The following is a 25,255-nucleotide window of genomic DNA, read 5'->3' as shown; positions in this document are numbered from 1 at the left end:
CGGGTCAGTTCTCTCTCGTCACGCGCACGAGATCTTCGCTGGCGAGGGCCAGAAGGGATTCGAGCTGCCGGACGCGCGCCTCATCGACCTCACCCGCGGTGTGCTTGGCGCGGGCGTCATCGAGGAGCCGCTTGGCTTCCTTGGCGTTCCGCCGCGCGATGTCCAGGGCATGTTCCAGAGTGGTTTCGTGCTCTACTGACGAGTTTTGTTCCATTGCACCATTGTGGTGCCCTTTCCCGGCCGATTCCAGAGGACTGGCCGGGAAAGGAGCACCGGGTTCAGGCGCGTGCGCTCAGGCCGGGACCTCGACGGGCAGGCCGGCGGCCTCCAGAGTTGCAGCGGCGTCCTTGGCGGGGAATGACGGCGGGTTCACGCCGGCCATTTCCTCCATGACGCGGACCACCTGGCAGCTGTAGCCGAACTCGTTGTCGTACCAGACGTAAAGGACGAGGTTTTTCTCGTTGGAGATCGTCGCAAGGCCATCAACGATGCCTGCGCGGCGGGAGCCGACGAAGTCGGTGGAGACCACCTCGGGTGAATCGATGTAGTCCACCTGCTTCCGCAGGGAGGAGTGCAGCGACATCTCGCGCAGGTACTCGTTGACTTCATCCTTGGTGGTGCCGTTTTCCAGGCTCAGGTTCAGAATGGCCAATGACACGTCGGGAGTGGGAACGCGGATGGAGCTTCCGGTCAGTTTGCCGAGCAGCTCCGGCAGGGCCTTGGCGACTGCCTGGGCTGCGCCGGTTTCGGTGATGACCATGTTCAGCGCGGCGGACCGTCCGCGGCGGTCACCCTTGTGAAAGTTGTCGATCAGGTTCTGGTCGTTGGTGAAGGAGTGGACCGTCTCGACGTGGCCGTGAATGACGCCGTAGCGGTCATTGATGGCCTTCAGCACGGGCGTGATGGCGTTGGTAGTGCAGGACGCCGCGGAGACGATTTTGTCCGAGTCAGTGATCGCGGCGTGGTTGATGCCGTGCACGATGTTCTTCAGTTCGCCCTTGCCCGGAGCCGTGAGCAGCACACGGGACGCGCCCTTGCTTTGCAGGTGCTGGGAGAGCCCGTCAGCGTCGCGCCAGCGTCCCGTGTTGTCCACGATGAGGGCGTCGTGGATACCGTAGGCGGTGTAGTCAACGGTTGCGGGGTTGTCCGAGTAGATGACCTGGATCTGGACGCCGTTGGCGGTGATGGTGTCGTTTTCGAGATCCACCTTGATGGTGCCTTCGAAGGAGCCGTGCACCGAGTCGCGGCGCAGCAGGCTGGCACGCTTGGCGAGGTCGTTGTCCGAGCCGCGGCGCACCACAATGGCGCGCAGCCGCAGGCCGTGCCCGCCGCCGGCCTTTTCGACCAGGAGACGGGCCAGCAGCCGGCCGATGCGGCCGAACCCGTAGAGGACGACGTCGGTGCTGGTGCGGTCGTCGCCGCCGCGCTTGCCAACAACCTCGGCAAGCTCTTCGCGCAGGAACGCGTCGAGAGTGGCTCCGTTGCCTTCGGCGCGGTACTTCTCCGTCAGGCGGGCGATATCGATGGCTGCGGCGCCAAGATCAAGCTGGGTGAGGGCGTCCAGCAGCGGGGCGGTCTCTTCGAGACGCAGTTCTTCCTTGCTCATCCGGCGGGCGAAGCGGTGCGCCTTGAGGATGTTCATGGTGGACTTGTTGATGAGGCTGCGGCCGTGGATGGAAGTGACCACGTTGTTCTCGCGGTACAGCCGGCCGATCACCGGGATCATGGCCTCGGCGAGCGCCTCCCGGCCCATCCACGTATCGAGACAAGAATCTGACGTCTGGCTCACAGAAATACCTTCCTAGAATCCACCCCATACGGCGTCGTATGCGGAAGTCGGCTGCCGGAGGGTGTCCGGAACCTCGGCTCCGGGGATTCGGTCCACCCCGTGCGCCTGTGTCGAGCAAAGAAAAGCCGCCGGCTGCGAACGCAGACCCGGCGGGAGAACGTCTACGTTCACAGATCATTCTACCGGCGGCCGCGCCCGCACCGGCGACCGGTCATGCGTGAAGTCACTCACACGGCGCCGCGGGCAGCTACGCTGGGGCGATGTTCAGAATTGCGGCTCTCCTGGTGGGCGTACTGCTGTGTTCCGGCTGTGCCGCTTCACCGCAGAAGGCACCGGCGTCAGCGCCGACGTCGGCTGCCACCACGACGGCGGCAGCGCCGTTCACCCTGGTGGCGCACCGCGGCGGAGCGCTGGTGTACCCGGAATCCTCCGCGGAGGCCTTCGAGGCAGTGAGCAAGACGGCGTTCCCGATGGAAACGGATTTGCGGCAGCTCCAGGACGGGACGCTGGTTCCGCTGCACGATGAAACGGCCGACAGGACCATGTCGGGTCTGACGGGCGCGCCGGCCGGCATTACCCTGGACCGCTGGAAAGCGGCCCGCATCCGTCATCCTCTGGGCGGTGCGGAGGGCACTCCCACGACATGGGAGGCGATGCTGGATTCGTACGGCGGAAAGAACATCCTGGTTCCCGAGCTCAAGGACCCGGCCATCGACGTGGCAGCCTTCGCGGCGTCCATCCTGAGGCGCGGCGTTCAGGAGAAGGTCATTGTGCAGACGTTCAGCTTTTCCACGGCCCAGGCGTTGGCCCGCGCCGGGCTGCAAGTGCTGTATCTCCTGCCCGCCGGGGACGAACCTGTCCCGGCGTCGATCACAGCCAGCGGAATCGGCTTTGTCGGCCCGCAGAAGGACATCAGTGACGGCTACCTCCGCAAGCTCAAGGACTCAGGCCTGACAGTGTGGCCCTACACCGTCAACGATTCGGCGACTGCGGTGCGGCTCCGGGCCGCGGGCGCGGACGGTGTCTTCACCGACACCCCATGGGAGCTGGCGCAGCAGTTGGCCGACTAGCCCCGCCTAGCGGGCATCCTGAAGAATCATGTCCACGGCCTTTTCCGCGATCATGATGGTCGGGGCCTGGGTATTGGCACTGATCAGGCGCGGCATGATCGAGGAGTCAACCACACGTAATCCCTCCAGTCCGTAAACGTTCAGCCGCGGTGAAACCACAGAAGCATCGGTGGTTCCCATGGAACAGGTGCCCACGGGGTGGTACGAGGTGCGCCCGTAGGAGCGGACAAACTTCACGTATTCGTCACGGCTTTCCACCCGGGCACCGTCACCGATGTGTTCGGCTTTGGTCAGGTCGGCCATCGACGACTGCCCCATGATCTCCCGGCTCTGCTTCACGCCGGCGATCGCCATCTCGAGGTCGTAGTCGTCGGCAAGGTAGTTCGGATCGATCAGTGGCGCCTTACCCGGATCGGACGACACCGGACGGACGGTCCCCCGGCTCCGGGGCCGCAGGAAATACGAGTTCAGCGTCGCGCCGAACCCTGGCTTCAGCACCGCACCCCCGGTCCCCACCCGAGCGGCCGGAAGGAAGTGGAATTGGAGGTCGGGGGTCTTCTCGTCCTTGTTGGCGTAACTGAACCCTCCGGCTTCCACGAGGGTCGATGCGAACGGTCCCGACCGGAATGCCAGGTACTCGACGCCGGCAAAGACGGTCGCCGGGCGCACCTGGTTGAGCCGGTCCATGCTGTGGTAATCCTTGAGCTCGTAGACGATGTCGATGTCGCAGTGGTCCTGCAAATTCTTGCCGACGCCGGGCAGGGCATGGACCGTCTCAATGCCGGCCGCGGCGAGATCCGCGGGGTCACCGATGCCGGAGAGCTGGAGCAGTTTGGGCGAGCCGAAAGCGCCTGCGGAAACAATGACCTCGCGTTTGGCCGTGTAGGTGCGTGCACTGCCGCCCTCGATGGCCTGGACCCCGACGGCCCGGCCATCCTTAATGATCACTCGGGAGACGGTCACGTTGGCACGGACAGTGAGGTTGCTCCGCTTGCGGGCCGGTTTCAGGTAGGCCACGGCCGCGCTGCACCGGCGGCCGTTCTTCGTGGTGGTCTGGTAAAAGCCAACGCCGTACTGCTCGGCGCCATTGAAGTCGCTGTTGTAAGGCAAACCGAACTCCTGGCCCGCCTTCACGAAGGCCGCCGAGAGTTTGTGCGGGCGGAGAAGGTCCGAAACCCCCAGCGGGCCATGGGTGCCGTGGTGCGGGGCGGAGAGCCGGCTGTTGGACTCCGAGCGAACGAAATACTTGCTCACCTCGTCCGCGGACCAGCCTTCGCAGCCATAGTCGGTGACCCAGCTGTCGTAGTCCTCGGCCACGCCGCGGGTGAAGACCTGGGAATTGATGGAGCCCCCGCCGCCCAGCACGCGGCCCTGGGCGAGCGGAATGCGGCGGCCGTTGCTGTGCTTCTGCGGAACGCTGGCATAGTCCCACTGATATGGGCCGCCCTTGAGCTTTGGGAAACCGGCGGGGACGTGGATAAACGGGTGGCGGTCCGATCTGCCGGCCTCAAGCAAAAGAACGCTCACCGAGGGATCCTCACTCAGCCGGCCCGCCAGGACGCTGCCACCACTGCCGCCACCGGCAATTACGTAGTCGAATGTTCCGTCGTCCGGCACCATTGATCCCCAACTCTTCGCTGACTGCAGATTGTCGCTTGAACGTTCCCTGCAGTCTCTGGTCAAGCCGCGATGATGTCAAGCATTCGCTTCACCCTTAGGATGGTCCAATGGGACTCATAATCGCACTTCTTGTCATCTGGCTTGTTCTTTCTATCCTTGGCTTTGCCATCAAGGGCCTGCTGTGGCTGGCCATCATCGGATTGGTCCTGTTTGTGGCCACCGGTGTCTGGGGCTGGCTGAAGCGGAAGACTAACGCCTGATTCACCGCTCTGAGCGGCGGCTGGTACCACTCGGTGCCGGCCGCCGTTTTTTCTTGCCGCGCGGCTGGTGCTTTCCGGGTTACAGCTCCGGGTTACCGCCGGTCCGTTCCAACTCATCGGTGCAGTCCTCGCAGAAGAGTCTGTCAGTGACCACCCCGCACCACTGGCACCTGTGTTCCATGGACCGGGGCTCCACAAGGTAGATATTCATTCCACAATTCTGAGCCAGCGAGCTGAGAGAACCGTGGGGACCGGCTGGCAAAACTCGGCTCCGGGGGCCATTTGCCGGCTCAGCAAAGAAGACTCCCGGCGGAGTTCGTCCGGAGATCGGGCGGAGGTGGTCGCGGCCGGGCCAAGCCGGTGGGCGAGCCGCCCCGGAATACCGCGGATTCCGTGCGATGTGGGTGGATGGGTTGACCGATACGCCGGGTTCTGTGTTCCCGCGCCGTTGCCAGCGCGGAAGTAGCGGCCATCCATCTACGAACGCCGTTGCCGACGCCCTCCAGCAGCCTACCCGGACACTCGGGCGGGCAGCCCTCAAACGTGCCCTGTCTGGCCTTGCTCCGGGTGGGGTTTACCTAGCCTTCCCGGTCACCCGGGAAGCTGGTGGTCTCTTACACCACCGTTTCACCCTTACCTGCCCTGCGGCCCGTGCAAGCACGCGCCGCCTGCAGGCGGTCTGTTCTCTGTGGCACTGGCCTGCGGGTTACCCCGAGTGGGCGTTACCCACCACCCTGCCCTGCGGAGCCCGGACGTTCCTCGAGCCACTTGCGTGACGCGCGGCCGCCTGGTCAACCCATCCGGTGTCCATTCTACGGTCAGCCCCGGGCCCTCCTGCGACGCGGCTCGCTGCCGGGCCTATGATCGTGGCATGGACGAGACCGCCCTAAGCCGGCGCCGGCTGCTGGAAGTGGCAGGAATCGGACTCACCGCGTCCGCGCTGGCCGCCTGCACACCCGACGCTGCGCCTGCCAGCCGGTCCCCTGCGACGCCACAGCCCGCAACAGCCAGCCCGACGCCGTCCCCCGCCCTTCCGCTGTCGGTCCGGACGAGCTCGGGGTCATTTAGGTCAGCCTTCCGTCCCGGGGTCCTGAACCGCTGGTCCCTGGCCGCCCCCGAAATGCCTGCCGGCGCTGCCGCAGCGGAACTGCCGCTGGCCCTGTTCCTGCACGGATTGGGCGGCAGCCATGCCGTCCTGTTCGACGACCTGGCCGCCCACGACGCCCTTCAGCGGCACCTCGACACCGGCGGTGCGCCCCTCGCGGTCGCCGCCGTCGACGGCGGAAACACGTGGTGGCATCCCCGTGCCGACGGCAGCGACACCCAGTCGATGCTGGTGAAGGAATTTGTCCCGTTCCTCGGCGGCCAGGGCTGCGATCTTGGCCGGATCGGACTCTTCGGCCTCTCGATGGGCGGTTTCGGTTCCCTGTTGCTCGCCTCGCAGGGGCGTCTGCCCGGAGTCCGGGCCGTCGCGGCCATGAGCCCGGCGGTCTGGAACGATTACGACTCACGCATGGAGTCCGCCTTCGACAGCCCGGCCGATTTCGCAGCCCACGACGTCTTCGCCCTCCGGCCACGACTTGCCGCGCTGCCCCTGCGGGTCGATTGCGGCACGTCGGACAGCCTCGCCGCCACGGTGCGTGCTTACAGATCAGACCTTCCGGGCGTCGTCGAGGGTGGTTTCCAGCCCGGCGGCCACGACTACAGCTATTGGCGCTCCATCCTGCCCGACGTCTTGTCCTTCCTCGACCGCACCGTTGCCTAAGGCGGCGGCCCGGCGGCGCGGCGCGGCCCGGCGGCGGTTCCTGAAGCGGCTGAATCGCGGCCGGGACCGCGGCCGTCGCCGCTAGGATTGAACGGTGCTGATTCTGCTGCCGCCCTCCGAAGGCAAGACCCCCGCCACCGCCGGCGACGCCGTGGATTGGGCCACGCTGAGCTTCCCGGGCTTGAACGCCTACCGGGCCAAGGTGCTGGAAGGGCTGGGAACGGTGAGCGCCCACGAGGACGCCCTGGCGCTTCTGGGCGTCGGCGCGTCGCTGCGTGCCGACGTCGAACGCAACACAAGACTCGCCGCCGAGCCGGCGGCCCCCGCCCACCAGGTCTACTCAGGCGTGCTGTTTGATGCCCTGGACTACAACTCCCTCACCCCGGTCCAGCGGAAAAAGGCGGACAGCAGTGTGCTGGTGATCTCGGCGCTTTGGGGGGCCATCCGGTTCGGCGACCGGGTGCCCGCCTACCGCCTGTCGATGGGAACCGCGCTGCCCGACGTCGGACGGCTGGCGTCCTTCTGGAAACCGCAGCTGAGTGCGGCCCTGGCAGCCGCCACGGCCGGAGAGTTGCTGGTGGATTGCCGTTCCAGCACATACATCGCCGCCTGGGCTCCGCCGCCGGCGCAGACAGTCGCCGTCAATGTCTTCACCGAGGTCAACGGAGTACGGAAAGTGGTGAGCCACTTCGCCAAACACAGCCGGGGCGAACTCGCCCGGCACCTGCTGACCCGCCGGGGCAAGGCGCCGCAGACCCCTGCCCAGCTCCACAAGGCGGCCGCCGAAAAATGGCCTGCCGAACTGGTTGAGGGCACGGCCCGGAAGCCGCACACCCTAAACCTGATCCTGCCCAACTAACTCTCAGTTGCCGCCGTCATGGGCACCCACAATGGCCGTAGCTGCCAGTCACTTTGGGCGGGCGAGGGTGGCTCAGACCCACTCGGAGGAACGGACCAGAATGCAGCCGGAATCCGGGCAGAAGACGACGTCATCCTCAGCCGCGGCCTTGATTTCGGCGAGGTCACCGGGGCTGAGCTGCATACCGGAGCCCTCGGAGGTTCCGTGGAAAAGGCGCGCCGCGCCGACGCCGCGCCGGGCCAGGGTCTTCTCGTAGACCGCCAGCAGTCCGGGATCCACCCCGCCGGCGAATTCCGCACGCTTGCCGCGGACCACGGTGGCCTCGGCAGCGATCTCCGCGAGCTTCTCGTCGAGTTCAGCGCGGATCGAGCCGAAGGAGCCCTGGATGTCGTCCACGATCTGCTGCTGGCTGGCCTGGCGCAGGCGGAGTGAGTCCAGCCGTTCCAGGACTTCAAGCTCAATGTCCTCCAAGTCAGAACGGCGCTTGTTCAAGGACACCAGGTCCCGCTGCAGAGCCACCAGGTCCTTGGAAAGACCCGTGCCGCTGTTGAGCTTCGCCTCGTCGCGCCCGATGCGGGAAGCGACCTGCTCCACATCCGCTTCTGCCCGCTTCAACTCCAGTTCGGCGTCGTGGACAGCCACCTTCGCGGCGCCCAATTCACCATTGGCCACGCTGAGGGCTGCTTCAAGATCCGTGATCCGGGAGTCGCTTTCAAGGCTTCGGCGGCGGTTGGAGAGGGATTTGAGCTTGGCATCCAGCCCCTGCAATTCGAGCAACTTCAACTGTTCCGCCGGTGCTGCCTTGGCCACTATTTACCTCCGCTAAATCCCTGCCGACCCAAGCCGGGCACCGTGTCGGCGCTCCCTAGACTCTAGCGCCTAGCGTGCTCCCCGGCCTCGCTACGCTCACCCGGGGCCCCTCGCATGCCAAGCTTAGCCCGGAGTCAGAATGAAGTCCCACGGGTCGCTGTTGGTAGTGCTGACCCGGATCTGGACGCTGTGGCCGTGATCGCCCAGCACGTTGGCCAGTGCCTTGGCGGCGGCGGGCAACCACAGCCACTCGCTGGCGAAGTGCGAGACGTCAATCAGGTAGGGCCGGTCGTTGACGGCCGCCTCACGGGCTTCCGAGGCCGGATGGTGCCGCAGATCGGCTGTTAGGTAGACGTCGGCGTGGCTGGCCCGCACCTCGCCGAACAGGGAGTCGCCCGCCCCGCCGCAGACCGCCACTCGGCGGACCAGCCCGTTCCGGTCGCCGGACACCCGCACTCCCCCGGCCACCGCCGGCAGGATACTGAACACTCGGGCGGCGAAGTCACCCAGTGTCACCGCTTCCCCGAGGTCCCCAACGCGCCCGATTCCTTCTTCCGGCAAACCGGTCGCGGCCGGGGAAAGCGGGGCCACGTTCTGCAGGCCCAGGGCATCGGCCAGGACATCCGAGACGCCGCCGACGGCGGAATCACCATTTGTGTGAACCGTTAACAGGGCGGTCCCTGACTCGATAAGGCGGTGCACCGCCCGGCCCTTGGCGCTGGTTGCCGCGACAGAGGTGACGCCTTTGAGCAGCAACGGATGGTGGGTGATGAGCAGCCCCGCGCCGAACGCGATCGCCTCCTCGATCACCTCCAGCGTGGGATCGACCGCAAGGAGGATCTTGTCCACCGCGGCGCCGGGGTGCCCCGCGACGAGGCCCACCTCGTCCCAGTCTTCTGCCAGTGATTCCGGCCACAGTTCTCCGACGGCCAACAGGACCATGGCCAGTGTGGGTACACCGGCAACAGCCCCGGATCCGTGGCCGGCAGCGGTGCTTCCTTCGAAGGGACCGGCTGCAATGTCGGTGTCTAGAGGTTCCATACCCCCAGTTTTACCCTATCGGCGGGCCCGTTTTGCCGACGCCGGGAATCATCGGGGCCCTTCGACCATTGAACAGAACATGAGAACTTTTGTCCTCGGCGGAGGCTGCTTCTGGTGCCTCGACGCCGTCTACCAGAAAACCAAGGGCGTCAGCGCCGTCGTTTCGGGTTATACCGGCGGCCATGACCGCGACCCCGACTACTACGCCGTCTGCTCCGGAACCACCGGCCATGCTGAGGTGGTGGCGGTGACCTTCGACGAGGAGACCGTTCCGGCCGAGGTCATCCTGGACATGTTCTTCGCCCTCCACGACCCCACCACGCTGAACCGCCAGGGATACGACGTCGGAACCCAGTACCGCTCCTCGATGTTCTACGAAACCACCGAAGAGAAGATCCTCTTCGAAGAGGCCATCGAGCGGAACCAGGACTTGTGGGCGCACCCGATCGTCACGGAGGTCAGCCGGCTGCCGGTGTTCCACCGGGCGGAGGAAATCCACCAGGATTATTACGGCAAGTTCCCCGAGCAGGGCTACTGCCAGGTGATCATCAACCCGAAGCTGGCCAAGGCCAGGAAATATTACTCTGCGTGGCTTAATGCTTAGTTAGGCCCGAAGGGCCCTCGTTAGGCTGACCTTAGAATTCCCTCTTCACAGACAGGCACACATACCTATGGCACGGATCTATGACGATGTTACCCAGCTGGTTGGCGGCACTCCGCTGGTCCGGCTCAACCGGCTGACCGAAGGCCTGGACGCCACAGTGGCGGTCAAGCTGGAGTTCTACAACCCGGCCAACAGCGTCAAGGACCGCATCGGTGTTGCGATTGTCGACGCCGCGGAGAAGTCCGGGGCGCTGAAGCCCGGCGGCACCATCGTGGAAGGCACGTCCGGGAACACCGGCATTGCGCTGGCCATGGTCGGCGCCGCCCGCGGCTATAAGGTCATCCTGACCATGCCGGAAACTATGTCCACCGAACGCCGCGTCATGCTCCGGGCGTACGGCGCGGAGATTGTGCTCACACCCGGTTCCGAAGGCATGCGCGGCGCCGTGGAAAAGGCACAAGAGATTGTCGCCACCACGGACAACTCCATCTGGGCGCAGCAGTTCGCCAACGAGGCCAACCCGGAAATCCACCGCCAGACCACCGCTGAGGAAGTCTGGTCCGATACCGACGGCAAGGTTGACATTTTCGTTGCCGGCGTCGGCACCGGCGGAACCGTCACCGGCGTCGGACAGGTCCTCAAGGAGCGCAAACCCGACGTCCAGATCATCGCCGTCGAGCCCAAGGATTCCGCCATCCTGAACGGCGGCGCCCCGGGCCCGCACAAAATCCAGGGCCTCGGCGCCAACTTCGTGCCTGAAATCCTGGACACCAACGTCTACGACGAGGTCATCGACGCCACACTGGAGGACTCTGTCCGCGTGGCCCGCGAGCTCGGCGCGAAGGAAGGCATCCTTGGCGGGATTTCCTCCGGGGCGATCGTCTGGGCCGCCCTCGAGCTCGCCAAGCGCCCGGAGAACGCCGGTAAGCTGATTGTCGCTATCGTCTGCGACTTCGGTGAGCGGTACATTTCCACCGTGCTGTACGACGACATTCGCGGCTGAGTCCGGCCAGATATCCACAAACCTGCAGAAAGGTCTTTGTGAGCTTTTTCGCAAGACTGAAGGAAGACCTCGACGCCGCCCGGTCCCACGACCCGGCGGCCCGGGGTTCTTTTGAGAACTTCTTTGCTTACTCCGGCCTGCACGCGATCTGGGCGCACCGCCTGACGCACCGGTTGTGGCAAAACCCGACGCTGCGTTTCCCGGCACGGTTGATATCACAGCTGGCCAGGTTCGGCACCGGGATCGAGATTCACCCCGGCGCCACGATCGGACGGCGCTTCTTCATTGACCACGGCATGGGTGTGGTCATCGGCGAAACCGCCGAGATCGGTGAGGACGTCATGATTTATCACGGCGTAACTCTTGGCGGCCGTTCCCTCGCTAAAATCAAGCGCCATCCCACGCTCGAAGACCGGGTGGTGATCGGGGCCGGAGCCAAGATCCTGGGCCCCATCACCATCGGTCGGGACAGTGCCGTGGGCGCCAACGCCGTGGTGGTTAAGGACGCCCCGCCGGAATCCATTCTCACGGGAGTTCCGGCCACGTGGCGGCACCGGGACGCGCAGCGGGAGACCAAGCCCGCCGTCGATCCCGCCGAGTACGAGATCGAATACCGGATCTGACCCCGCATAGTCCCGCCGGTAATCCCGCGGGACTATGCGGGAAAACGCTTGTAAATGTTCCAGATCACGACGTCGAATGCCCGGTCCGGCAGCAGGCGGCGCAGCAGCAGGATGGCCCGCGCGCCCTTGCCGACCGGATAGCGGGTTTTCGGCTTCGGCGACGTCGCGGCGTGGACGATCGCATCGGCGATCACCCCCGGAGGTGTGGACATGCTGGACCCGACCGTGGAAGCCAGCGCCGCCGCCACCACTTTGGCCTGGTCCATGTAGGGGCCCCGGCCGGAGGTGGCCAGGAGGCTGTCGCCGGAGATGGTTCCCCACTCCGATTCGGTTCCTGAGGGCTCGATGATGGACACGCCAATGCCGTGGGGCTTCAGCTCAATCCGCAACGAATCACTCAGCCCCTCAACGGCGAACTTCGTGGCGTGGTACCAGCCTCCCAGCGGCTCATACATCTTTCCGCCGATTGAGGACACATTGATGATCCTCCCCCGCCCGGCGGCGCGCATCCCCGGGAGCACCAGCTGGGTCATCCGCGCCAGCCCGAACACGTTGACGTCGAACTGCCGCCGCCCCTCGGCGAGCTCCACCTCCTCAAGCGAGCCGTAGGAGCCGTAACCGGCATTGTTCACCAGGACATCAACCCGCCCGTGGGCGGCAATAACCTGCCCGACGGCGGCACTCATCGAATCCTCGTCGGTCACGTCGAGCGCCACAATGTTCACGCCGTGGGCCTTGAGCGATTCCATCTTCTCCACCCGGCGCGCCCCGGCATAGACGATAAACCCGCGGGCCGCCAGCTTCCAGGCGGCTTCATATCCGATTCCGGTAGAGGCACCGGTAACTAGGGCTACGAGCTGGGTCATCTGCTGCACTCCTGGGACGCTGGCGGGATGTCGACGGTGACGGACACTGCGTGCCTGCCGGAGCGGCCTCCGGGAAACACGAACGGCCGGTGCTCCCAGCGTAATGGGAGCACCGGCCGCAGACGGCAGACGGGAAGCTAGTGGGTGTCTACCGCTTCGATTTCAGCCTTGTCCTCGCCCCAAAGGGTGTGGAAGGTGCCCTCGGCGTCGACGCGGCCGTAGGTGTGCGCGCCAAAGAGGTCACGCTGGCCCTGGATCACCGCGGCCGGGAGGCGCTTGCGGCGCAGACCGTCGTAGTAAGCCAGCGAGGACGAGAACACCGGCACCGGGATACCGAGCTGCACGGCGGTGGAGACCACCCTGCGCCAAGCCGGAAGGACCTCAGCAATCGCCTGGGTGAAGGCCGGTGCGAACAGCAGGTTGGCCGGTTTTTCCTCGGCTGCGTAGGCCTTAGTGATCTCCTTGAGCAGCTCGGCGCGGATGATGCAGCCGCCGCGCCACAGGGAAGCAATCTCGTCCAGCTTCAAGTCCCAGCCGTATTCCTTGGCCGCGGAGGTGAGCATGTCCAGTCCCTGGGCGTAGGAAACCAGCTTGGACGCGTAGAGCGCCTGGCGGACGTCCTCGACGAAGCTGTCCGGGACCTCGACGTCGGCCTCGCCACCGGCGAGCAGCTCCTGGGCCAGCTTGCGCTGTTCTGTCTGGGAGGACAGCGCCCGTGCGAAGACCGATTCGGCGATGCCCGACGTCGGGGACCCCAGTTCAAGCGCGGAGATGACCGTCCAGCGGCCGGTGCCCTTCTGGCCGGCCGCATCCACCACGACATCGACGAACGGCTTGCCGGTCTTCGCGTCCACGTGGCCCAGGACCTCGGCGGAGATTTCGATCAGGAAGGAGGCGAGCTCGCCCTTGTTCCACTCGGCGAAGATCTTGGACTGCTCGGCGGGTTCGAGGCCAGCACCGGAGCGCAGCAGGTCGAAAGCCTCACCGATGACCTGCATGTCGGCGTATTCGATGCCGTTGTGGACCATTTTGACGAAGTGGCCTGCACCGTCGGTGCCGATCCAGGCGCAGCAGGGTTTGCCATCGACATGGGCGGAGATCTTTTCCAGCAGCGGGCCAAGGGCTGCGTAGGACTCCTTCGAGCCGCCTGGCATGATCGAGGGGCCGTTGAGGGCACCTTCCTCGCCGCCGGACACGCCGATCCCGACGAAGTGCAGGTCCTTCCGGGCAAGGGCTGCCTCGCGGCGGCGGGTGTCCTCATAGTGGGAGTTGCCGGCGTCGATGATGATGTCGCCCGGCTCCAGGAGCGGCTCGAGCTGTTCGATGACGGAGTCCACGGGTTTGCCGGCCTTGACCATGATGAGGACGCGGCGGGGCTTCTCCAGCGAGTCGACGAGCTCCTGCAGGGTCTCGGTACGGATGAAGTCGCCGTCCTGGCCGTGCTTGGCCAGGAGTGCGTCGGTCTTCTCGACGGACCGGTTGTGGAGGGCAACGGTGAACCCGTTCCGGGCCAGGTTGCGGGCGAGGTTGGCCCCCATCACCGCAAGGCCGGTGACACCGATGTGTGCTGACATCAAAACTCCAATTCATTTCTGTGCAACAAGTGCAGGCTGTCCCGCACGCGGGCGGAACCTTCGTGGAAAGATCAGTGGCCGTCCATAAACCATATGTATTTCCGGCGGCTGCGGGAAAGCGCCGCCCACGTGGCGGAATAATGGCACGTCATACACAGTCTATGATTTCCCGCGCCTTCTCCGCCGGTTCAGCAGTAACACCGGCTGCAATAGCGTCCCTGACACTATGCTTACGACTATGTCAACCAGCCTCCACCACCGCGCGATTGAGCACCTCGGCACCCGGATTGTCGGGGGCGAGCTTCCGGCCGGCCACATCATGCTGGCCGAGCACCTCGAGGGTGAACTCAAGGTGTCCCGGTCGGTGGTCCGCGAGGCGGTCCGCGTCCTTCAGTCGCTGGGCCTCGTCGAAACCACCAAACGCGTGGGGATCCGGGTGCTGCCGGCCAACCGCTGGAACCCTTTCGACCCGCAGGTCATCCGGTGGCGCCTCGCCGGCGAAGGCCGTGGAGCGCAGCTGCGCTCCCTCGCAGAGCTGCGCACCGCCGTCGAACCCGTGGCCGCCGAGCTCGCCGCTACCAACGCCCCGGCGGAGCTCCGCCGAGAACTCGTGGAAGTTTCCCACGCCATGCGCGACGCCGGCCGCGCGGGGGACGTGCCCCGGTTCCTGGAGCTGGATATCCACTTCCATTCCCTGCTGTTGACGGGCTCCGGAAACGAGATGTTTGCGAACATGGTGGGCCAGGTGGCTGAGACCTTGACCGGACGCACGGTGCACGGCTTGATGCCGGACCATCCCCGCGACACGGCGCTGCAGTGGCATGTAGACGTTGCGGAAGCCATTGCCGCCGGGAACCCGGCAGCTGCCCGGGAGGCTTCTGACCGGATCATGCGTGAGACCATTTCGGAGATGGAGCCGGGGTGGAAGAACCAGCCCCGGATGTTCGTACCCCTGAAGCGGCCTTAGCCACCAAGTGCAGGAGGTGGGGTTCCACTCCGGCGGGGACTCCACTGCGGCCGGGTTCTGAGTCCATAGGATGGTTCCATGACCGAAGTTGAGACCGCCGTCGCCATCGCCGTTCCCCTGGAAGCCGAACATGTGGAACGGATCCGTGCCGTCGACCCGTCCGTGACCGTGCTGTACGAGCCCGAACTGCTCCCGCCCGAACGTTACCCGGCCGACCATCTTGGGGATCCTGCCTTCCGGCGCACCCCGGAGCAGGAGGAACGGTACTGGCAGCTGTTGAACCGGGCGCAGGTGCTGTATGGCTTCCCCAACGACAGCCCGGAGGGCCTGGCCAGGATTGCTGCCAGCAACCCTCATCTGCAGTGGATCCAGGCCATGGCGGCCGGTGCCGGCGGCGCGGTCAAGGCTTCCGGGCTGGACAAGAAGTCCCTCAGGAAACTGAAAATCACCACCTCGGCGGGCGTGCACGCGTTGCCCTTGGCGGAGTTCTCCGCACTGGGTATCCTCAACGGCTTCAAACGCACCGCGGACCTTGCGCGGGACCAGGCGGATAAACTCTGGCCGGAGGTGCGCACCCCCACCCGGCTGGTCAGCGGCTCCCACCTTGTCATCACCGGTCTCGGTGAGATCGGGCTGGAGACGGCCCGGGTCGCGCGTGCGCTGGGCATGAGCGTCAGCGGCACCAAACGCACCGTGGAGGCGCTCGACGGAATCGCGGAGGTAACTGACAACGAGGGCCTTGCCGGGCTGCTGCCGGCCGCCGACGCCGTCGTCAACACGCTGCCGGGTACGGCCAGCACCGAGAAGCTGTTCGACCGGAAGATTTTCAGTGCCATGAAGCCGGGCACCGTGTTCATCAACGTGGGCCGCGGCAGCGTGGTGGATGAGGCCGCCCTGCTGGAAGCACTCGACTCGGGCCAGGTCTCGTACGCGTGCCTGGACGTTTTCGCGGTGGAACCGCTTCCGGCGGAAAGCCCGCTGTGGAGCCACCCCAACGTGCTGGTCTCCCCGCACAGCTCTGCTCTCAGCGCTGCAGAAAACGGGCTCATTACGGATCGCTTCTGCACCAATCTGCGGATCTTCCTCGACGGCGGCGACCTCCCCCATCTGGTGGATCCCGTCCACTTTTACTAAGCGCTGCGGGTATCAAGCGGCCCGACGCCGGGAGGGCTCGTCCCAGCGGCCCGCTCGGCCACGTCTCGTCCCAAGTACTGCCATGATTTAGGCCATCGAATGGGCATTTTCGCCGCATGAGATGGCCATCCAGATGTTTTTTATTTCTTAATGTTCAAGGTATATTCATTACAAGCCTTCCACCGCGGCATCCCCCAATAGTCGCGGTGGAAGGCTTTTCCATTGCCCGGCGTCTGTACCCGCCTTTGCAGGATGGCCCGCCGCAGCGCAGTCAGCCAGCGGCCCGGACGCCGTATCTATGCCACGTCCGCAATGGCCTCCCGGAGCCGCCAGCCGCCGCCCAGGCCATCCCGGATTATTTCCATGGTGGTAAGCGCGGAGCCCGCATTCCGGCCAAGGCGCGCCTGGACCTGCCACACCTCGACATCGACCCGGCTCAGTCCTTTGGGCATCCGCCGCTCCGCTTCCCACCAACTCACGCGCTCGAACCAGCGGACCGGCTCAGCGCCAATAATCCATTCGCGGCCGCCTCGCAGCACTGCCTTGGGCCGGCCGTCCGGCCCCGATTTCACCATCACGTGTTCCATGCATGTCACGGTAGGGCGGGGGTGCGACAATATTCCGTGCGCATCTCCCGGCCGGGATGCAAGCCGCCTGACGGGCCGGGATCAGCCGACCACCGAGTAAGCGGAATGCCGGGATCAGCCGACCACCGAGTAAGCGGAATGCCGGGATCAGCCGACCACCGAGTAAGCGGAATGCCTGAAATAGTGGTTACGCCGTGGTTCACGGCGGGGATCCACGTGGGGCGGCGGAATGAACCATGGGATGCCGGCGCTGACCTGGATGGTCCATTTTTCCTTGTGAACCAGGTGGTGGTGATGTGAACAGAGAAGGGTGCCATTTTCTGTGCCTGATGTCCCGCCCCGCGACCAATAGGTGATGTGGTGGGCTTCGCACCATGACGCCGGAATGGTGCAACCCGGAAAGGCACACCCCAGGTCCCGTGCGGTGATGGCTTTGCGGACGTGGGGCGGAAAGACCCGCGAGGCCCTGCCGACGTCCAATATCCTGCCTTCTCCCCCCAGCACCACCGGGATGATGTCGGCGTCGCAGGCGATCTTCCGAACGGTCGATGCGGTGACCGGCCCGGTGAACAGGAAGCTTCCCCCGGTACTGGCAGTACGGCCTTCCAGTTCTTCGAGCAGGTCCCGGTAGGCAATGGTGACCATCACCTGCGGCCGGAGCCCACCTGCGGAAGGGAGCGTTCCGGACGCCAGGGCCACTGAACAGGCGCCCACGAGGCCGTCGAGATGCTTTTGCGGCCGGGATCGGCTGTCCAGGCCGTTCTCTGCCGCTTCCTGGCCGGTTCCGCCGAGCGGGCCGGACTGGGTGCGCGGATTCGTGGCGGTGTTCATGACCGTCAGCAACCGCTCGAACTGCTCTGCGGTGGCGAAGATTTCGACATGCTGCAGCCCAAAACGCGGCCGGCGAACGAAGGCGCCCTGAACCTGCCGCAACACTTCCTCGGCAGGCTCCGCGCCGTCCTGATCCAGGGCGTCAGCCCATCGGCGGGCCACCCGAACTAGAAAGTCGGGGTCATGCTCGATCGCCGTCCGGGTCAGGGCGTGTTCCATGCGCTGGACGGCTTCGGCGGTGCACCGGTGCCGGACCCGATCCAATGCGCTGGTGATGAGACTTGCCGAATGCGAGGCCACGGAGCCGGCCGCCACTGCCCCGCCCAGTTCCCCGTGACGGGGTGGCACCGGCTGCCCGGTGATGCCGGTCTGCGGCAGGATGCTCGCGCTCAGGCACAATCGGCGCCGGACTTCCGCGGCGCTGACTCTCAAGCTGGCCCGCAGGAACTCGGTGGAATTGCGGTAGCCGTCGTCCGCCGGTTGCGCCGCCGGGCCGCGGGCGGCTTCTTCTGCAGACCATCCAGTGGCCCACGAGGTCACCGCCGAACCCCCTGCAGCTGTTTCCTTTCGGGCGCGGTCCACGGCGCCTGCCGCGATGACCTGAAAGTATTCCATCACCCGGGAGATATCCTCAACGCGGCGTGCAAAGTCGGCAGCCCCGGCGAAACCCAGCAACGCGGCGTCTCCCGCCGCCGTCGAACTCATCGACTGAAGGAGCCTCAGAACGTGGTCCAGGTCCGGCCCGGTCTGCTGGCCGGCGGTCTCGACAGATTCCCGGAAGGGAAGGAAATCCTCGGTGGTCTCCATAAACTCAATGCTGCCACTGGGGTGTGACAAAAAGGGCTGGAACCGGACGCCGATCACTCAGTCCAGGTGGCTGACCCCTGTGCTGGAACTGTTGTGAGCTAAGGGATGTTTGCAAACTCTAACGGGTGGTGGCAACGCCCACGGCTGGAGATCGCACTACATCCCTGTGCGCCGCGAGACCTCGTCTGCGACGGTCAGGAGGGCCGCTTCGAACGCTGCCAATTCCTTCTCGGAGAGGCCCGTGGTGGATGAAGCGATCATTGTATTGAACTGGGTGTGAATGTCCGCCACCACCGAGTGTCCGTTATCGGTCAGCTCCAGGCACAAACTCCGCCGGTCGTTGGGATGAGCAAGCCGTTCAAGCCACCCCAGATTTACCAGCCGGGTTGAGATCGCCGTAATGGCGCCAGTCGTCAGTTCCATGTGTTCGGCGAGTTGCTTCGGTGTCACGCTGGCCTGCTCGGCGATCCAGAACAGGGCCCGCAGTTCACTGGGCGACAGGCCGTAGTCGGTGGCAATTTTCTCGCGGTTGCGCTCCAGTGCTCGAACAAATCTCACGGCTGCATGGGGAAAGCCTGCGAGGGCGTGCGTCGTGCGCGGTGTTTCCCGTCCCATCACTCCTCCTGATCGAGGCCTCTATGCCTCGGTTGATCTGCCTAGTTCCTTGGTGGAAAAAGTTACATAAGTGACCTAGTAACTTACTGACTAAGACAACTATAATTCATGGTACGGCCGGGTTTTCGAAAACCGCGCCCGGACACCACACAACGATGGAGGATCCGTGATTACTGACTCTCTAACAAAGGGCCAATACGATACCGTCTACAACTTCCTGTCTCTGGTCATCGCGTCGCAGCTGTTCACGGCACTATTTCTGCTGATCGCGTTGCCGCGGATCCTGCCGCGTTACCGGCAAGCGATAACGGTGGCCATCATCGTCTGCGGCATCGCTGCCTACCACTATTTTCGGATCTTTGACTCCTTCCGGGCGTCGTTCGTGACTGAGGCAGTGGGCGGCGAGGGAGACTATACGCAGGCCGTCGGCCAGTCGTTCAACGAGGGATACCGCTACGTCGACTGGCTGCTGACGGTGCCGCTGCTGCTGTTTGAACTCATTGCCGTGCTCGCGCTCGCGCGATCAGCTCAAAAACGACTCATCCGGCAACTCATCCCGGCTGCCGCGCTCATGATCATTCTCGGCTACCCGGGCGAAATCAGCGGCGACAACGGCATTCGCGGACTCTTCGGCCTGCTCTCGACCATCCCGTTCGTCTACATCCTGTACGTCCTGTTCGTGCAACTCACCAAGTCCCTGGGCAATCAGCCCGCAGCGGTGCGGGGCACCCTCAGCCGGCTGCGCTTCCTCCTCCTTGCGAGCTGGCTTGTCTACCCGATCGCGTATCTGCTCCCATTGCTGAACATTGCGGGCTCGGATGCATGGGTGTTCAAACAGGTGGGCTACTCGGTCGCTGACATTGCGGCGAAGGCAGTCTATGGGCTCATTATCTTCTATGTTGCCCGGGTGAAGTCCTACGAAGACGACCCGGAGTTTGCCAAAATCGAAATGTCGAAGGAAGATGCCGTGGCAATCCACAGGTAGCCCTCCATGGTCACTGAGGCCAGCCGCTCCCGAGATCTGCGCGGCACACCAGGATGAGCACGGCAAAAACCCCGCCAGGCGGCCGGATGGCTCTCTACTGACGGGGTTTTGCTGGTGGGTCCTACCGGGATCGAACCGATGACATCCACGGTGTAAACGTGGCGCTCTACCAGCTGAGCTAAAGACCCAAACCGTTGATTCCGCGTTCGCACGCTTCAACCAACGAACAGTTACATTACCGGATGAACCCTGCCCGGCGCCAATCGGAACAGCGCCCACCGATGAGCTTTCCCTGCGGTGCCGCGGCGGGTTTGAGCCGGTTCAGAGTGGTGGTAGTTCGGCAGCCAGCCAAGTGAGCGCCGCGCTGACGCCGGCATCGAGTTTGATGGTGGCGAGATCATCCCCGCGGGTCTGGCCCCGGTTAATGATGACAACCGGTTTTCCGTGCTTGGCCGCGTGCCGGGCAAAGCGCAGTCCGCTCATGACCGTGAGAGAGGAACCGGCAACCACGAGGGCGGCCGCCTCATCCACCATGTTGTAGGAGCGTTCGACGCGGTCCTTGGGGACGTTTTCGCCGAAGTAGACGAAGTCGGGCTTGAGCGTGCCGCCGCAGGCAGGGCAGTGAGCCACCACGAAACTTTCGATCAGGGCAACATCCTCCACCGTGGCGTCGGCATCCGGTGCCATTTCGACTGCCCCGGCGGCCAGCGCCCGGTCCAGGAAGTCAGGGTTGAGCTCCGTCAGCACCCCTGCCAGCAGCGCTCGACTGTATCTGCGGTGGCAGGCGAGGCAGACAACCTGGTCAAAGCGGCCGTGGAGGTCCACCACGTTGACACTTCCGGCATCCTCGTGGAGCCGGTCGACGTTCTGGGTGATGAGCCCGGTGATAAGCCCGCGCTGTTCGAGGCGGGCGACGGCGGCGTGGCCGTCGTTGGGGTCGGCCCGGCGCAGATGGGACCAGCCGATGTGGTTGCGGGCCCAGTACCGGCGCCGGTTGTCCGCCTCAGCGATGAATTCCTGATACGTCATGGGTGCCCGGGGAGCGGCGCCCGGCCCGCGGTAGTCCGGAATACCGGAGTCCGTACTGAGCCCCGCACCGGTCAAGAGGGCGAAACGCTCCCCCGCGAGGATGCCGTGGATGTCCTGCAAGACCGTGAGTTCGTCGACGGCCGGTGCGCTCACGGGCACCGGAGGCAGGCTGGCAAATCCAGTCATGCCGATCCCGGGCCGCCGCGTTCGCACGGGGTCAGCTCCCGACAAGTCCCGACAGGGCGGCGCGGTAAGCCCCGAAGTCCCGGGCCTGGCCGCGGGGATTCACCACCACGTAGCGCACAATGCCGTTCGAGTCGATGATGAAGGTTCCACGCTTGGCCATGCCGCTTCCGGCGTCGAACACGCCGTATTTTTGGGCGACGGCACCGTGCGGCCAGAAATCCGCGAGCAAATCGAAGGAGAAGCCTTCCTGCCCGGCGTACGCCCGCTGGGCGAACTTGCTGTCCACCGAAACGCCCAGCACTGCGGCGTCGGCGTCTTCGAAGAGTGCCAGATTGTCCCGGAGTTCGCAGAGTTCACCCGTGCAGATGCCGGAGAAGGCGAATGGAAAGAACACCACGACGACGTTGCGGCCCCGAAGCTCCGACAGCCGTACCGGCTCGCCGAATTGATTCAGCAGTTCAAAGTCCGGAGCTGCCTCGCCGACAGCGGGCACGCCGGAGGCTGCTGCTGACGCCTCCCCCAGGGTGTCAACCCCTCCGGGTTGGGTCACTTGTTTTTCCGCGTAACCAAACGGGTGGCACTCCAGTCCTTGGAGACGCCGGCGGACGTGGTGTAGTGCAGGCCGGCGGTAGGCGCAGCATCCTGGATGTCAGCAGGTGAGACGTACCCCACCCGGCCTGACTTCGGCGTCAGAACCCACACAACGCCGCCCTCGGTGAGGGTGGTCCGCGAACCTACCAGGGTGTCCACGAGATCACCATCGTCGGAGCGCCACCAAAGAATCACGGCGTCAACCACTTCGTGGTCGTCCTCGTCGAAGAGTTCGGAGCCGGTGAGATCTTCGATGTCGTCGCGCAAATCAAAGTCGACGTCGTCGTCATAACCGAATTCCTGAATCAGGTCCCCGGTTTTGAAACCCAGTTTTTCCGCCACATTTACCGAAGTGGCGGCGTCGGCCTCGCTCACGTGTTGCTCCTATGCTTGGTGTCTTTAACAGCTCTAGTGATTTCCATTACTCCAAGCCAACACCCTTTGCGCTTGCGCTTCAAGCTGTTGGCACCGCGATCCGCCATATTCTGCGTCACACACGGCCGTCAGGGCGCCGCCGGGCGGCGCATCCTCACATCACCAGTATGCGGGTCATTTATCACCGCGCCCCCATGGGACAGCTACGCATCCCCGAGCTGTCGGAGCTAGAGTGGCTGATGACGACTACGCCCGAGAGGGCGGACGACCCGCTGACGAAGGCGGGCATAGTTGTGATTGGACCTTGCCCGGCGCACATGACCGGGCGGATGTAACCGATACGTCGCACACGTCGCGTTCACGCCGGGCAGTTACCCTGCCGCAGCTGAGGGCGCCGGGGGATGCGCTCAAAGAGAGGTTGGACGTGGCTGCAGGAGAAGAGACCTCCCATATCCTCAGCGGGTTGACAAACCAGCTGCCTGATCGTGATCCGGAAGAGACCGCCGAATGGCTGGAGTCCCTGGATGCGTTGATTCAGGATCAGGGCACCGAGCGTGCCCAGTACATTATGCGCAGCCTGCTTCAGCGGGCCGGCGCGCAAAGCGTGGGTGTTCCGATGGTCACCACCACCGATTACGTCAACACCATCCCGGTGGACCAGGAAGCAGAGTTCCCCGGTGACGAGGAAATCGAGCGTAAGTACCGTGCGTGGCTGCGGTGGAACGCCGCGGTCATGGTGCACCGTGCGCAGCGGGCCGATATCGGCGTCGGCGGGCACATCTCGACCTACGCCGGGGCCGCGACCCTTTACGAGGTCGGGTTCAACCACTTCTTCCGCGGCAAGGACCACCCCGGCGGCGGGGACCAGGTGTTCTTCCAGGGCCACGCCTCCCCCGGCATGTACGCCCGGGCGTTCATGGAAGGCCGCCTCTCCGAGGAGGACATGGACGGGTTCCGGCAGGAGAAGTCCAAGGAAGGCCACGCGCTGTCCTCGTACCCGCACCCGCGGCTGATGCCGGAGTTCTGGGAGTTCCCCACGGTCTCGATGGGCATCGGCCCGATGAACGCGATTTACCAGGCGCAGTCCAACCGGTACCTGCACAACCGCGGCATCAAGGACACCTCCGACCAGCAGGTCTGGGCGTTCCTGGGCGACGGCGAAATGGACGAGCCCGAGTCCCGCGGCCTGCTCCAGCTCGCCGCGAACGACAAGCTCGATAACCTGAACTTCGTGATCAACTGCAACCTCCAGCGCCTCGACGGACCCGTCCGCGGCAACGGCAAGATCATGCAGGAACTGGAGGCGTTCTTCCGCGGCGCGGGCTGGAACGTCATCAAGGTCGTCTGGGGCCGGGAGTGGGATGACCTCCTGTCCAAGGACGAGGACGGTTCGCTCGTGAAGATCATGAACGAAACCGTCGACGGCGATTACCAGACCTACAAGGCCGAGTCCGGCGCGTTCGTCCGCGAGCACTTCTTCGGCCAGACCCCGCAGACCAAGGAAATGGTCCAGGACCTCACCGACGACCAGATCTGGAACCTCAAGCGCGGCGGCCACGACTACAACAAGGTCTACGCCGCGTACAAGGCCGCGACCGAATTCAAGGGCAAACCCACCGTCATCCTGGCCCACACGGTCAAGGGCTACGGCCTGGGCACCCACTTCGAGGGCCGCAACGCCACGCACCAGATGAAGAAGCTCACCCTCGCGGATTTGAAGGCCTTCCGCGACCACCTGCGCATCCCCATCACCGACGACCAGCTCGAAGCTGACCTCTACCGGCCCCCGTACTACCACCCCGGCATGGATTCCCCCGAGATCCAGTACCTCATGGAACGCCGCCGCGCGCTGGGCGGATTCGTCCCCGAACGCCGCTCCAGGCACAGCGAGCTCACCCTCCCGGAGGACAAGGTCTACGAGGTCGCCAACCGCGGCTCCGGCAAGCAGCTGGCGGCCACCACCATGGCCTTCGTCCGCCTGCTCAAGGACCTCATGCGGGACAAGGACTTCGGCAAGCGGATCGTTCCGATCATCCCGGACGAGGCCCGCACCTTCGGCATGGACGCGTTCTTCCCGACCGCCAAGATCTACAACCCGAACGGCCAGAACTACCTGTCCGTTGACCGTGAGCTGGTCCTAGCGTACAAGGAGTCCATCTCCGGGCAGATCGTACACGCCGGCATCAACGAAGCCGGTTCGGTCGCCGCGTTCACCGCTGCGGGCACCTCCTACGCCACCCACGGCGAACCGCTGATCCCGATCTACGTCTTCTACTCGATGTTCGGTTTCCAGCGGACAGGGGACTCGTTCTGGGCAGCCGCGGACCAGATGACCCGCGGGTTCATCATCGGCGCCACGGCCGGCCGCACCACCCTCACCGGCGAAGGCCTGCAACACGCCGACGGCCACTCCCCCATACTCGCCGCCACCAACCCGGCCGTCCTCACCTACGATCCGGCCTACGGGTACGAGATCGGCGTGATCATGCGCGACGGCCTCAACCGCATGTACGGTCCGGGCCTGGCCGATAACGACCCGTCACGGAACGTGATGTACTACATCACCGTCTACAACGAGCCGATCTCCCAGCCCCCGGCGCCGGCAGAACTCGACGTCGAAGGCATCATTAAAGGCATCTACCTGCTGGCACCGGCCAAAATCGACGGCCCCCGCACCCAGATCCTAGCCTCCGGCGTGTCAGTCCCCTGGGCCCTGGAAGCCCAGAAGGTTCTCGCCGAGGACTGGGGCGTCTCCGCCGACGTCTGGTCCGTGACGTCCTGGTCCGAACTGCGCCGCGATGCCATGGCCGCCGAGGAAGACGCCTTCCTCAACCCCGGCAAACCCGCACGCGTTCCGTTCGTCACCGAACAGCTCGCCGGCGCCACCGGCCCGATCGTAGCCGTCACCGACTACATGAAAGCCGTGCCGGACCAGATCCGGCAGTTCATCCCGAACGAGTTCGCCTCCCTCGGCGCCGACGGTTTCGGCTTCTCCGACACCCGCGCAGCAGCCCGCCGCTTCTTCAAAAACGACATCCACTCCGTGGTTGTCCGTTCCCTGCAGATGCTCGCCCGCCGCGGCGAGGTCGACGCCCAAGCCCCGGCCCAGGCCATCGAGAAGTACCGCCTGCACAACGTCAACGCCGGCACCACCGGCAACGCGGGCGGCGACTCCTGATGGACGCCCGCTAAGCCAGTCCAGAGTACGACGGCGGTCCCCACCGGAAGGCGGGGGCCGCCGTCGTCGTTTCCTCCCTCATCCCG

General features: G+C 64.9%; 25 protein-coding genes, 1 tRNA gene and 1 other RNA gene. 11 read left to right on the top strand and 16 right to left on the bottom strand.

The features are described 5' to 3' along the window. Nucleotides 1-4: 4 nt before the first annotated feature. Together RCH15_RS06700 and RCH15_RS06695 are read right to left on the bottom strand one after the other, a co-directional pair. The gene (locus tag RCH15_RS06700; protein ID WP_326959299.1) at nt 5-214 is read right to left on the bottom strand and encodes a hypothetical protein; all 210 of its coding nucleotides are present in this window, start codon (nt 212-214) and stop codon (nt 5-7) included. Between the two features lie 78 nt (nt 215-292). Then, nucleotides 293-1,789 carry a glyceraldehyde-3-phosphate dehydrogenase gene (locus tag RCH15_RS06695; RefSeq protein WP_326959298.1) on the bottom strand — a complete coding sequence of 499 codons (1,497 nt, stop codon included), beginning with the start codon at nt 1,787-1,789 and terminating at the stop codon, nt 293-295. Between the two features lie 260 nt (nt 1,790-2,049). Here RCH15_RS06695 and RCH15_RS06690 point away from each other — a divergent pair, with 260 nt between their 5' ends. Next, nucleotides 2,050-2,859, top strand: a complete 810-nt coding sequence (locus RCH15_RS06690) for a glycerophosphodiester phosphodiesterase (protein WP_326959296.1) — start codon at nt 2,050-2,052, stop codon at nt 2,857-2,859. 6 nt (nt 2,860-2,865) lie between these two features. On the opposite strand, the gene RCH15_RS06685 is transcribed toward RCH15_RS06690, so the two are convergent. Then, nucleotides 2,866-4,479: a GMC family oxidoreductase gene (locus RCH15_RS06685; RefSeq protein WP_326959294.1), complete on the bottom strand. Its 1,614-nt coding sequence runs from the start codon at nt 4,477-4,479 to the stop codon at nt 2,866-2,868. A 107-nt stretch (nt 4,480-4,586) separates the two neighbouring features. Here RCH15_RS06685 and RCH15_RS06680 point away from each other — a divergent pair, with 107 nt between their 5' ends. Further along, nucleotides 4,587-4,739: a hypothetical protein gene (locus RCH15_RS06680; protein WP_326959292.1), complete on the top strand. Its 153-nt coding sequence runs from the start codon at nt 4,587-4,589 to the stop codon at nt 4,737-4,739. Between the two features lie 79 nt (nt 4,740-4,818). On the opposite strand, the gene RCH15_RS06675 is transcribed toward RCH15_RS06680, so the two are convergent. Together RCH15_RS06675 and rnpB are read right to left on the bottom strand one after the other, a co-directional pair. After that, the gene (locus RCH15_RS06675) at nt 4,819-4,950 is read right to left on the bottom strand and encodes a hypothetical protein (RefSeq protein ID WP_326959290.1); all 132 of its coding nucleotides are present in this window, start codon (nt 4,948-4,950) and stop codon (nt 4,819-4,821) included. Nucleotides 4,951-5,144: 194 nt separating this feature from the next. Next, nucleotides 5,145-5,538: RNase P RNA component class A (gene rnpB, locus RCH15_RS06670), an RNA gene on the bottom strand. A 72-nt stretch (nt 5,539-5,610) separates the two neighbouring features. On the opposite strand from rnpB, the gene RCH15_RS06665 reads away from it, so the two are divergent. Together RCH15_RS06665 and RCH15_RS06660 are read left to right on the top strand one after the other, a co-directional pair. After that, nucleotides 5,611-6,504, top strand: a complete 894-nt coding sequence (locus RCH15_RS06665; RefSeq protein ID WP_326959288.1) for an alpha/beta hydrolase — start codon at nt 5,611-5,613, stop codon at nt 6,502-6,504. Between the two features lie 94 nt (nt 6,505-6,598). Next, entirely contained in the window at nt 6,599-7,363 is a 765-nt protein-coding gene (locus tag RCH15_RS06660; RefSeq protein WP_326959286.1) for a YaaA family protein, read from the top strand. A 72-nt stretch (nt 7,364-7,435) separates the two neighbouring features. On the opposite strand, the gene RCH15_RS06655 is transcribed toward RCH15_RS06660, so the two are convergent. Continuing rightward, entirely contained in the window at nt 7,436-8,173 is a 738-nt protein-coding gene (locus RCH15_RS06655) for a zinc ribbon domain-containing protein (RefSeq protein ID WP_326959284.1), read from the bottom strand. A gap of 123 nt (nt 8,174-8,296) precedes the next feature. Further along, nucleotides 8,297-9,214, bottom strand: a complete 918-nt coding sequence (locus RCH15_RS06650) for a Nif3-like dinuclear metal center hexameric protein (protein WP_326959281.1) — start codon at nt 9,212-9,214, stop codon at nt 8,297-8,299. 79 nt (nt 9,215-9,293) lie between these two features. On the opposite strand from RCH15_RS06650, the gene msrA reads away from it, so the two are divergent. The 3 genes from msrA (at nt 9,294) to epsC (ending at nt 11,444) form a co-directional block, all read left to right on the top strand. Next, a complete protein-coding gene (msrA, locus tag RCH15_RS06645; RefSeq protein ID WP_326959279.1) occupies nt 9,294-9,818 on the top strand; it encodes a peptide-methionine (S)-S-oxide reductase MsrA in 525 nt (174 codons plus the stop codon). Nucleotides 9,819-9,885: 67 nt separating this feature from the next. Next, complete coding sequence (gene cysK, locus RCH15_RS06640; RefSeq protein WP_326959277.1) at nt 9,886-10,821, top strand: cysteine synthase A; 936 nt, start codon at nt 9,886-9,888, stop codon at nt 10,819-10,821. A gap of 38 nt (nt 10,822-10,859) precedes the next feature. Next, a complete protein-coding gene (gene epsC / locus RCH15_RS06635; protein ID WP_326959275.1) occupies nt 10,860-11,444 on the top strand; it encodes a serine O-acetyltransferase EpsC in 585 nt (194 codons plus the stop codon). A gap of 32 nt (nt 11,445-11,476) precedes the next feature. Here the strand turns inward: epsC and RCH15_RS06630 are convergent, their stop codons facing one another. Both RCH15_RS06630 and gndA read right to left on the bottom strand, forming a co-directional pair. Next, nucleotides 11,477-12,310 carry an oxidoreductase gene (locus tag RCH15_RS06630; RefSeq protein WP_326959273.1) on the bottom strand — a complete coding sequence of 278 codons (834 nt, stop codon included), beginning with the start codon at nt 12,308-12,310 and terminating at the stop codon, nt 11,477-11,479. A gap of 137 nt (nt 12,311-12,447) precedes the next feature. Further along, complete coding sequence (gene gndA, locus RCH15_RS06625) at nt 12,448-13,884, bottom strand: NADP-dependent phosphogluconate dehydrogenase (RefSeq protein WP_326959271.1); 1,437 nt, start codon at nt 13,882-13,884, stop codon at nt 12,448-12,450. Nucleotides 13,885-14,122: 238 nt separating this feature from the next. Between gndA and RCH15_RS06620 the strand changes: the two genes are divergently transcribed. Then, a complete protein-coding gene (locus tag RCH15_RS06620; RefSeq protein WP_326959269.1) occupies nt 14,123-14,851 on the top strand; it encodes a FadR/GntR family transcriptional regulator in 729 nt (242 codons plus the stop codon). A gap of 78 nt (nt 14,852-14,929) precedes the next feature. Further along, a complete protein-coding gene (locus tag RCH15_RS06615; RefSeq protein WP_326959267.1) occupies nt 14,930-15,985 on the top strand; it encodes a D-2-hydroxyacid dehydrogenase in 1,056 nt (351 codons plus the stop codon). A gap of 296 nt (nt 15,986-16,281) precedes the next feature. Here RCH15_RS06615 and RCH15_RS06610 read toward each other — a convergent pair whose 3' ends face one another. The 3 genes from RCH15_RS06610 to RCH15_RS06600 form a co-directional block, all read right to left on the bottom strand. Continuing rightward, nucleotides 16,282-16,572, bottom strand: coding sequence for a hypothetical protein (locus tag RCH15_RS06610; protein ID WP_326959265.1), 291 nt, complete (start codon nt 16,570-16,572; stop codon nt 16,282-16,284). A 147-nt stretch (nt 16,573-16,719) separates the two neighbouring features. Further along, complete coding sequence (locus RCH15_RS06605) at nt 16,720-18,210, bottom strand: HNH endonuclease signature motif containing protein (protein WP_326959263.1); 1,491 nt, start codon at nt 18,208-18,210, stop codon at nt 16,720-16,722. A 156-nt stretch (nt 18,211-18,366) separates the two neighbouring features. Beyond that, on the bottom strand, nt 18,367-18,825 hold the full coding sequence (locus RCH15_RS06600; RefSeq protein ID WP_326959261.1) for a MarR family winged helix-turn-helix transcriptional regulator: 459 nt from the start codon (nt 18,823-18,825) through the stop codon (nt 18,367-18,369). Nucleotides 18,826-18,991: 166 nt separating this feature from the next. Here RCH15_RS06600 and RCH15_RS06595 point away from each other — a divergent pair, with 166 nt between their 5' ends. Beyond that, nucleotides 18,992-19,810, top strand: a complete 819-nt coding sequence (locus RCH15_RS06595) for a bacteriorhodopsin-like (RefSeq protein ID WP_326959259.1) — start codon at nt 18,992-18,994, stop codon at nt 19,808-19,810. Between the two features lie 112 nt (nt 19,811-19,922). On the opposite strand, the gene RCH15_RS06590 is transcribed toward RCH15_RS06595, so the two are convergent. The 4 genes from RCH15_RS06590 to RCH15_RS06575 all read right to left on the bottom strand — a co-directional run bounded on the left by RCH15_RS06590 (nt 19,923) and on the right by RCH15_RS06575 (nt 21,991). Further along, a tRNA-Val gene (locus RCH15_RS06590) sits at nt 19,923-19,998 on the bottom strand. A 133-nt stretch (nt 19,999-20,131) separates the two neighbouring features. Beyond that, entirely contained in the window at nt 20,132-21,025 is an 894-nt protein-coding gene (locus RCH15_RS06585) for an NAD-dependent protein deacetylase (protein ID WP_442784504.1), read from the bottom strand. 31 nt (nt 21,026-21,056) lie between these two features. Then, nucleotides 21,057-21,575: a peroxiredoxin gene (locus RCH15_RS06580; RefSeq protein ID WP_442784503.1), complete on the bottom strand. Its 519-nt coding sequence runs from the start codon at nt 21,573-21,575 to the stop codon at nt 21,057-21,059. Next, entirely contained in the window at nt 21,572-21,991 is a 420-nt protein-coding gene (locus RCH15_RS06575) for a DUF3052 domain-containing protein (protein WP_224046791.1), read from the bottom strand. Before RCH15_RS06575 ends, RCH15_RS06580 begins: the two co-directional genes overlap by 4 nt. Nucleotides 21,992-22,415: 424 nt before the next feature. On the opposite strand from RCH15_RS06575, the gene aceE reads away from it, so the two are divergent. Then, nucleotides 22,416-25,169 (top strand): pyruvate dehydrogenase (acetyl-transferring), homodimeric type, encoded by a 2,754-nt coding sequence (aceE, locus tag RCH15_RS06570; protein ID WP_326959254.1) that lies wholly within the window; start codon nt 22,416-22,418, stop codon nt 25,167-25,169. Nucleotides 25,170-25,255 lie beyond the last annotated feature (86 nt).

The organism is Arthrobacter sp. MP_M4, assembly GCF_035984855.1.
Lineage (GTDB): Bacteria > Actinomycetota > Actinomycetes > Actinomycetales > Micrococcaceae > Arthrobacter.
Note: the sequence above shows the minus strand (reverse complement) of the source record. Positions and strands in the feature narration are given on the sequence as shown.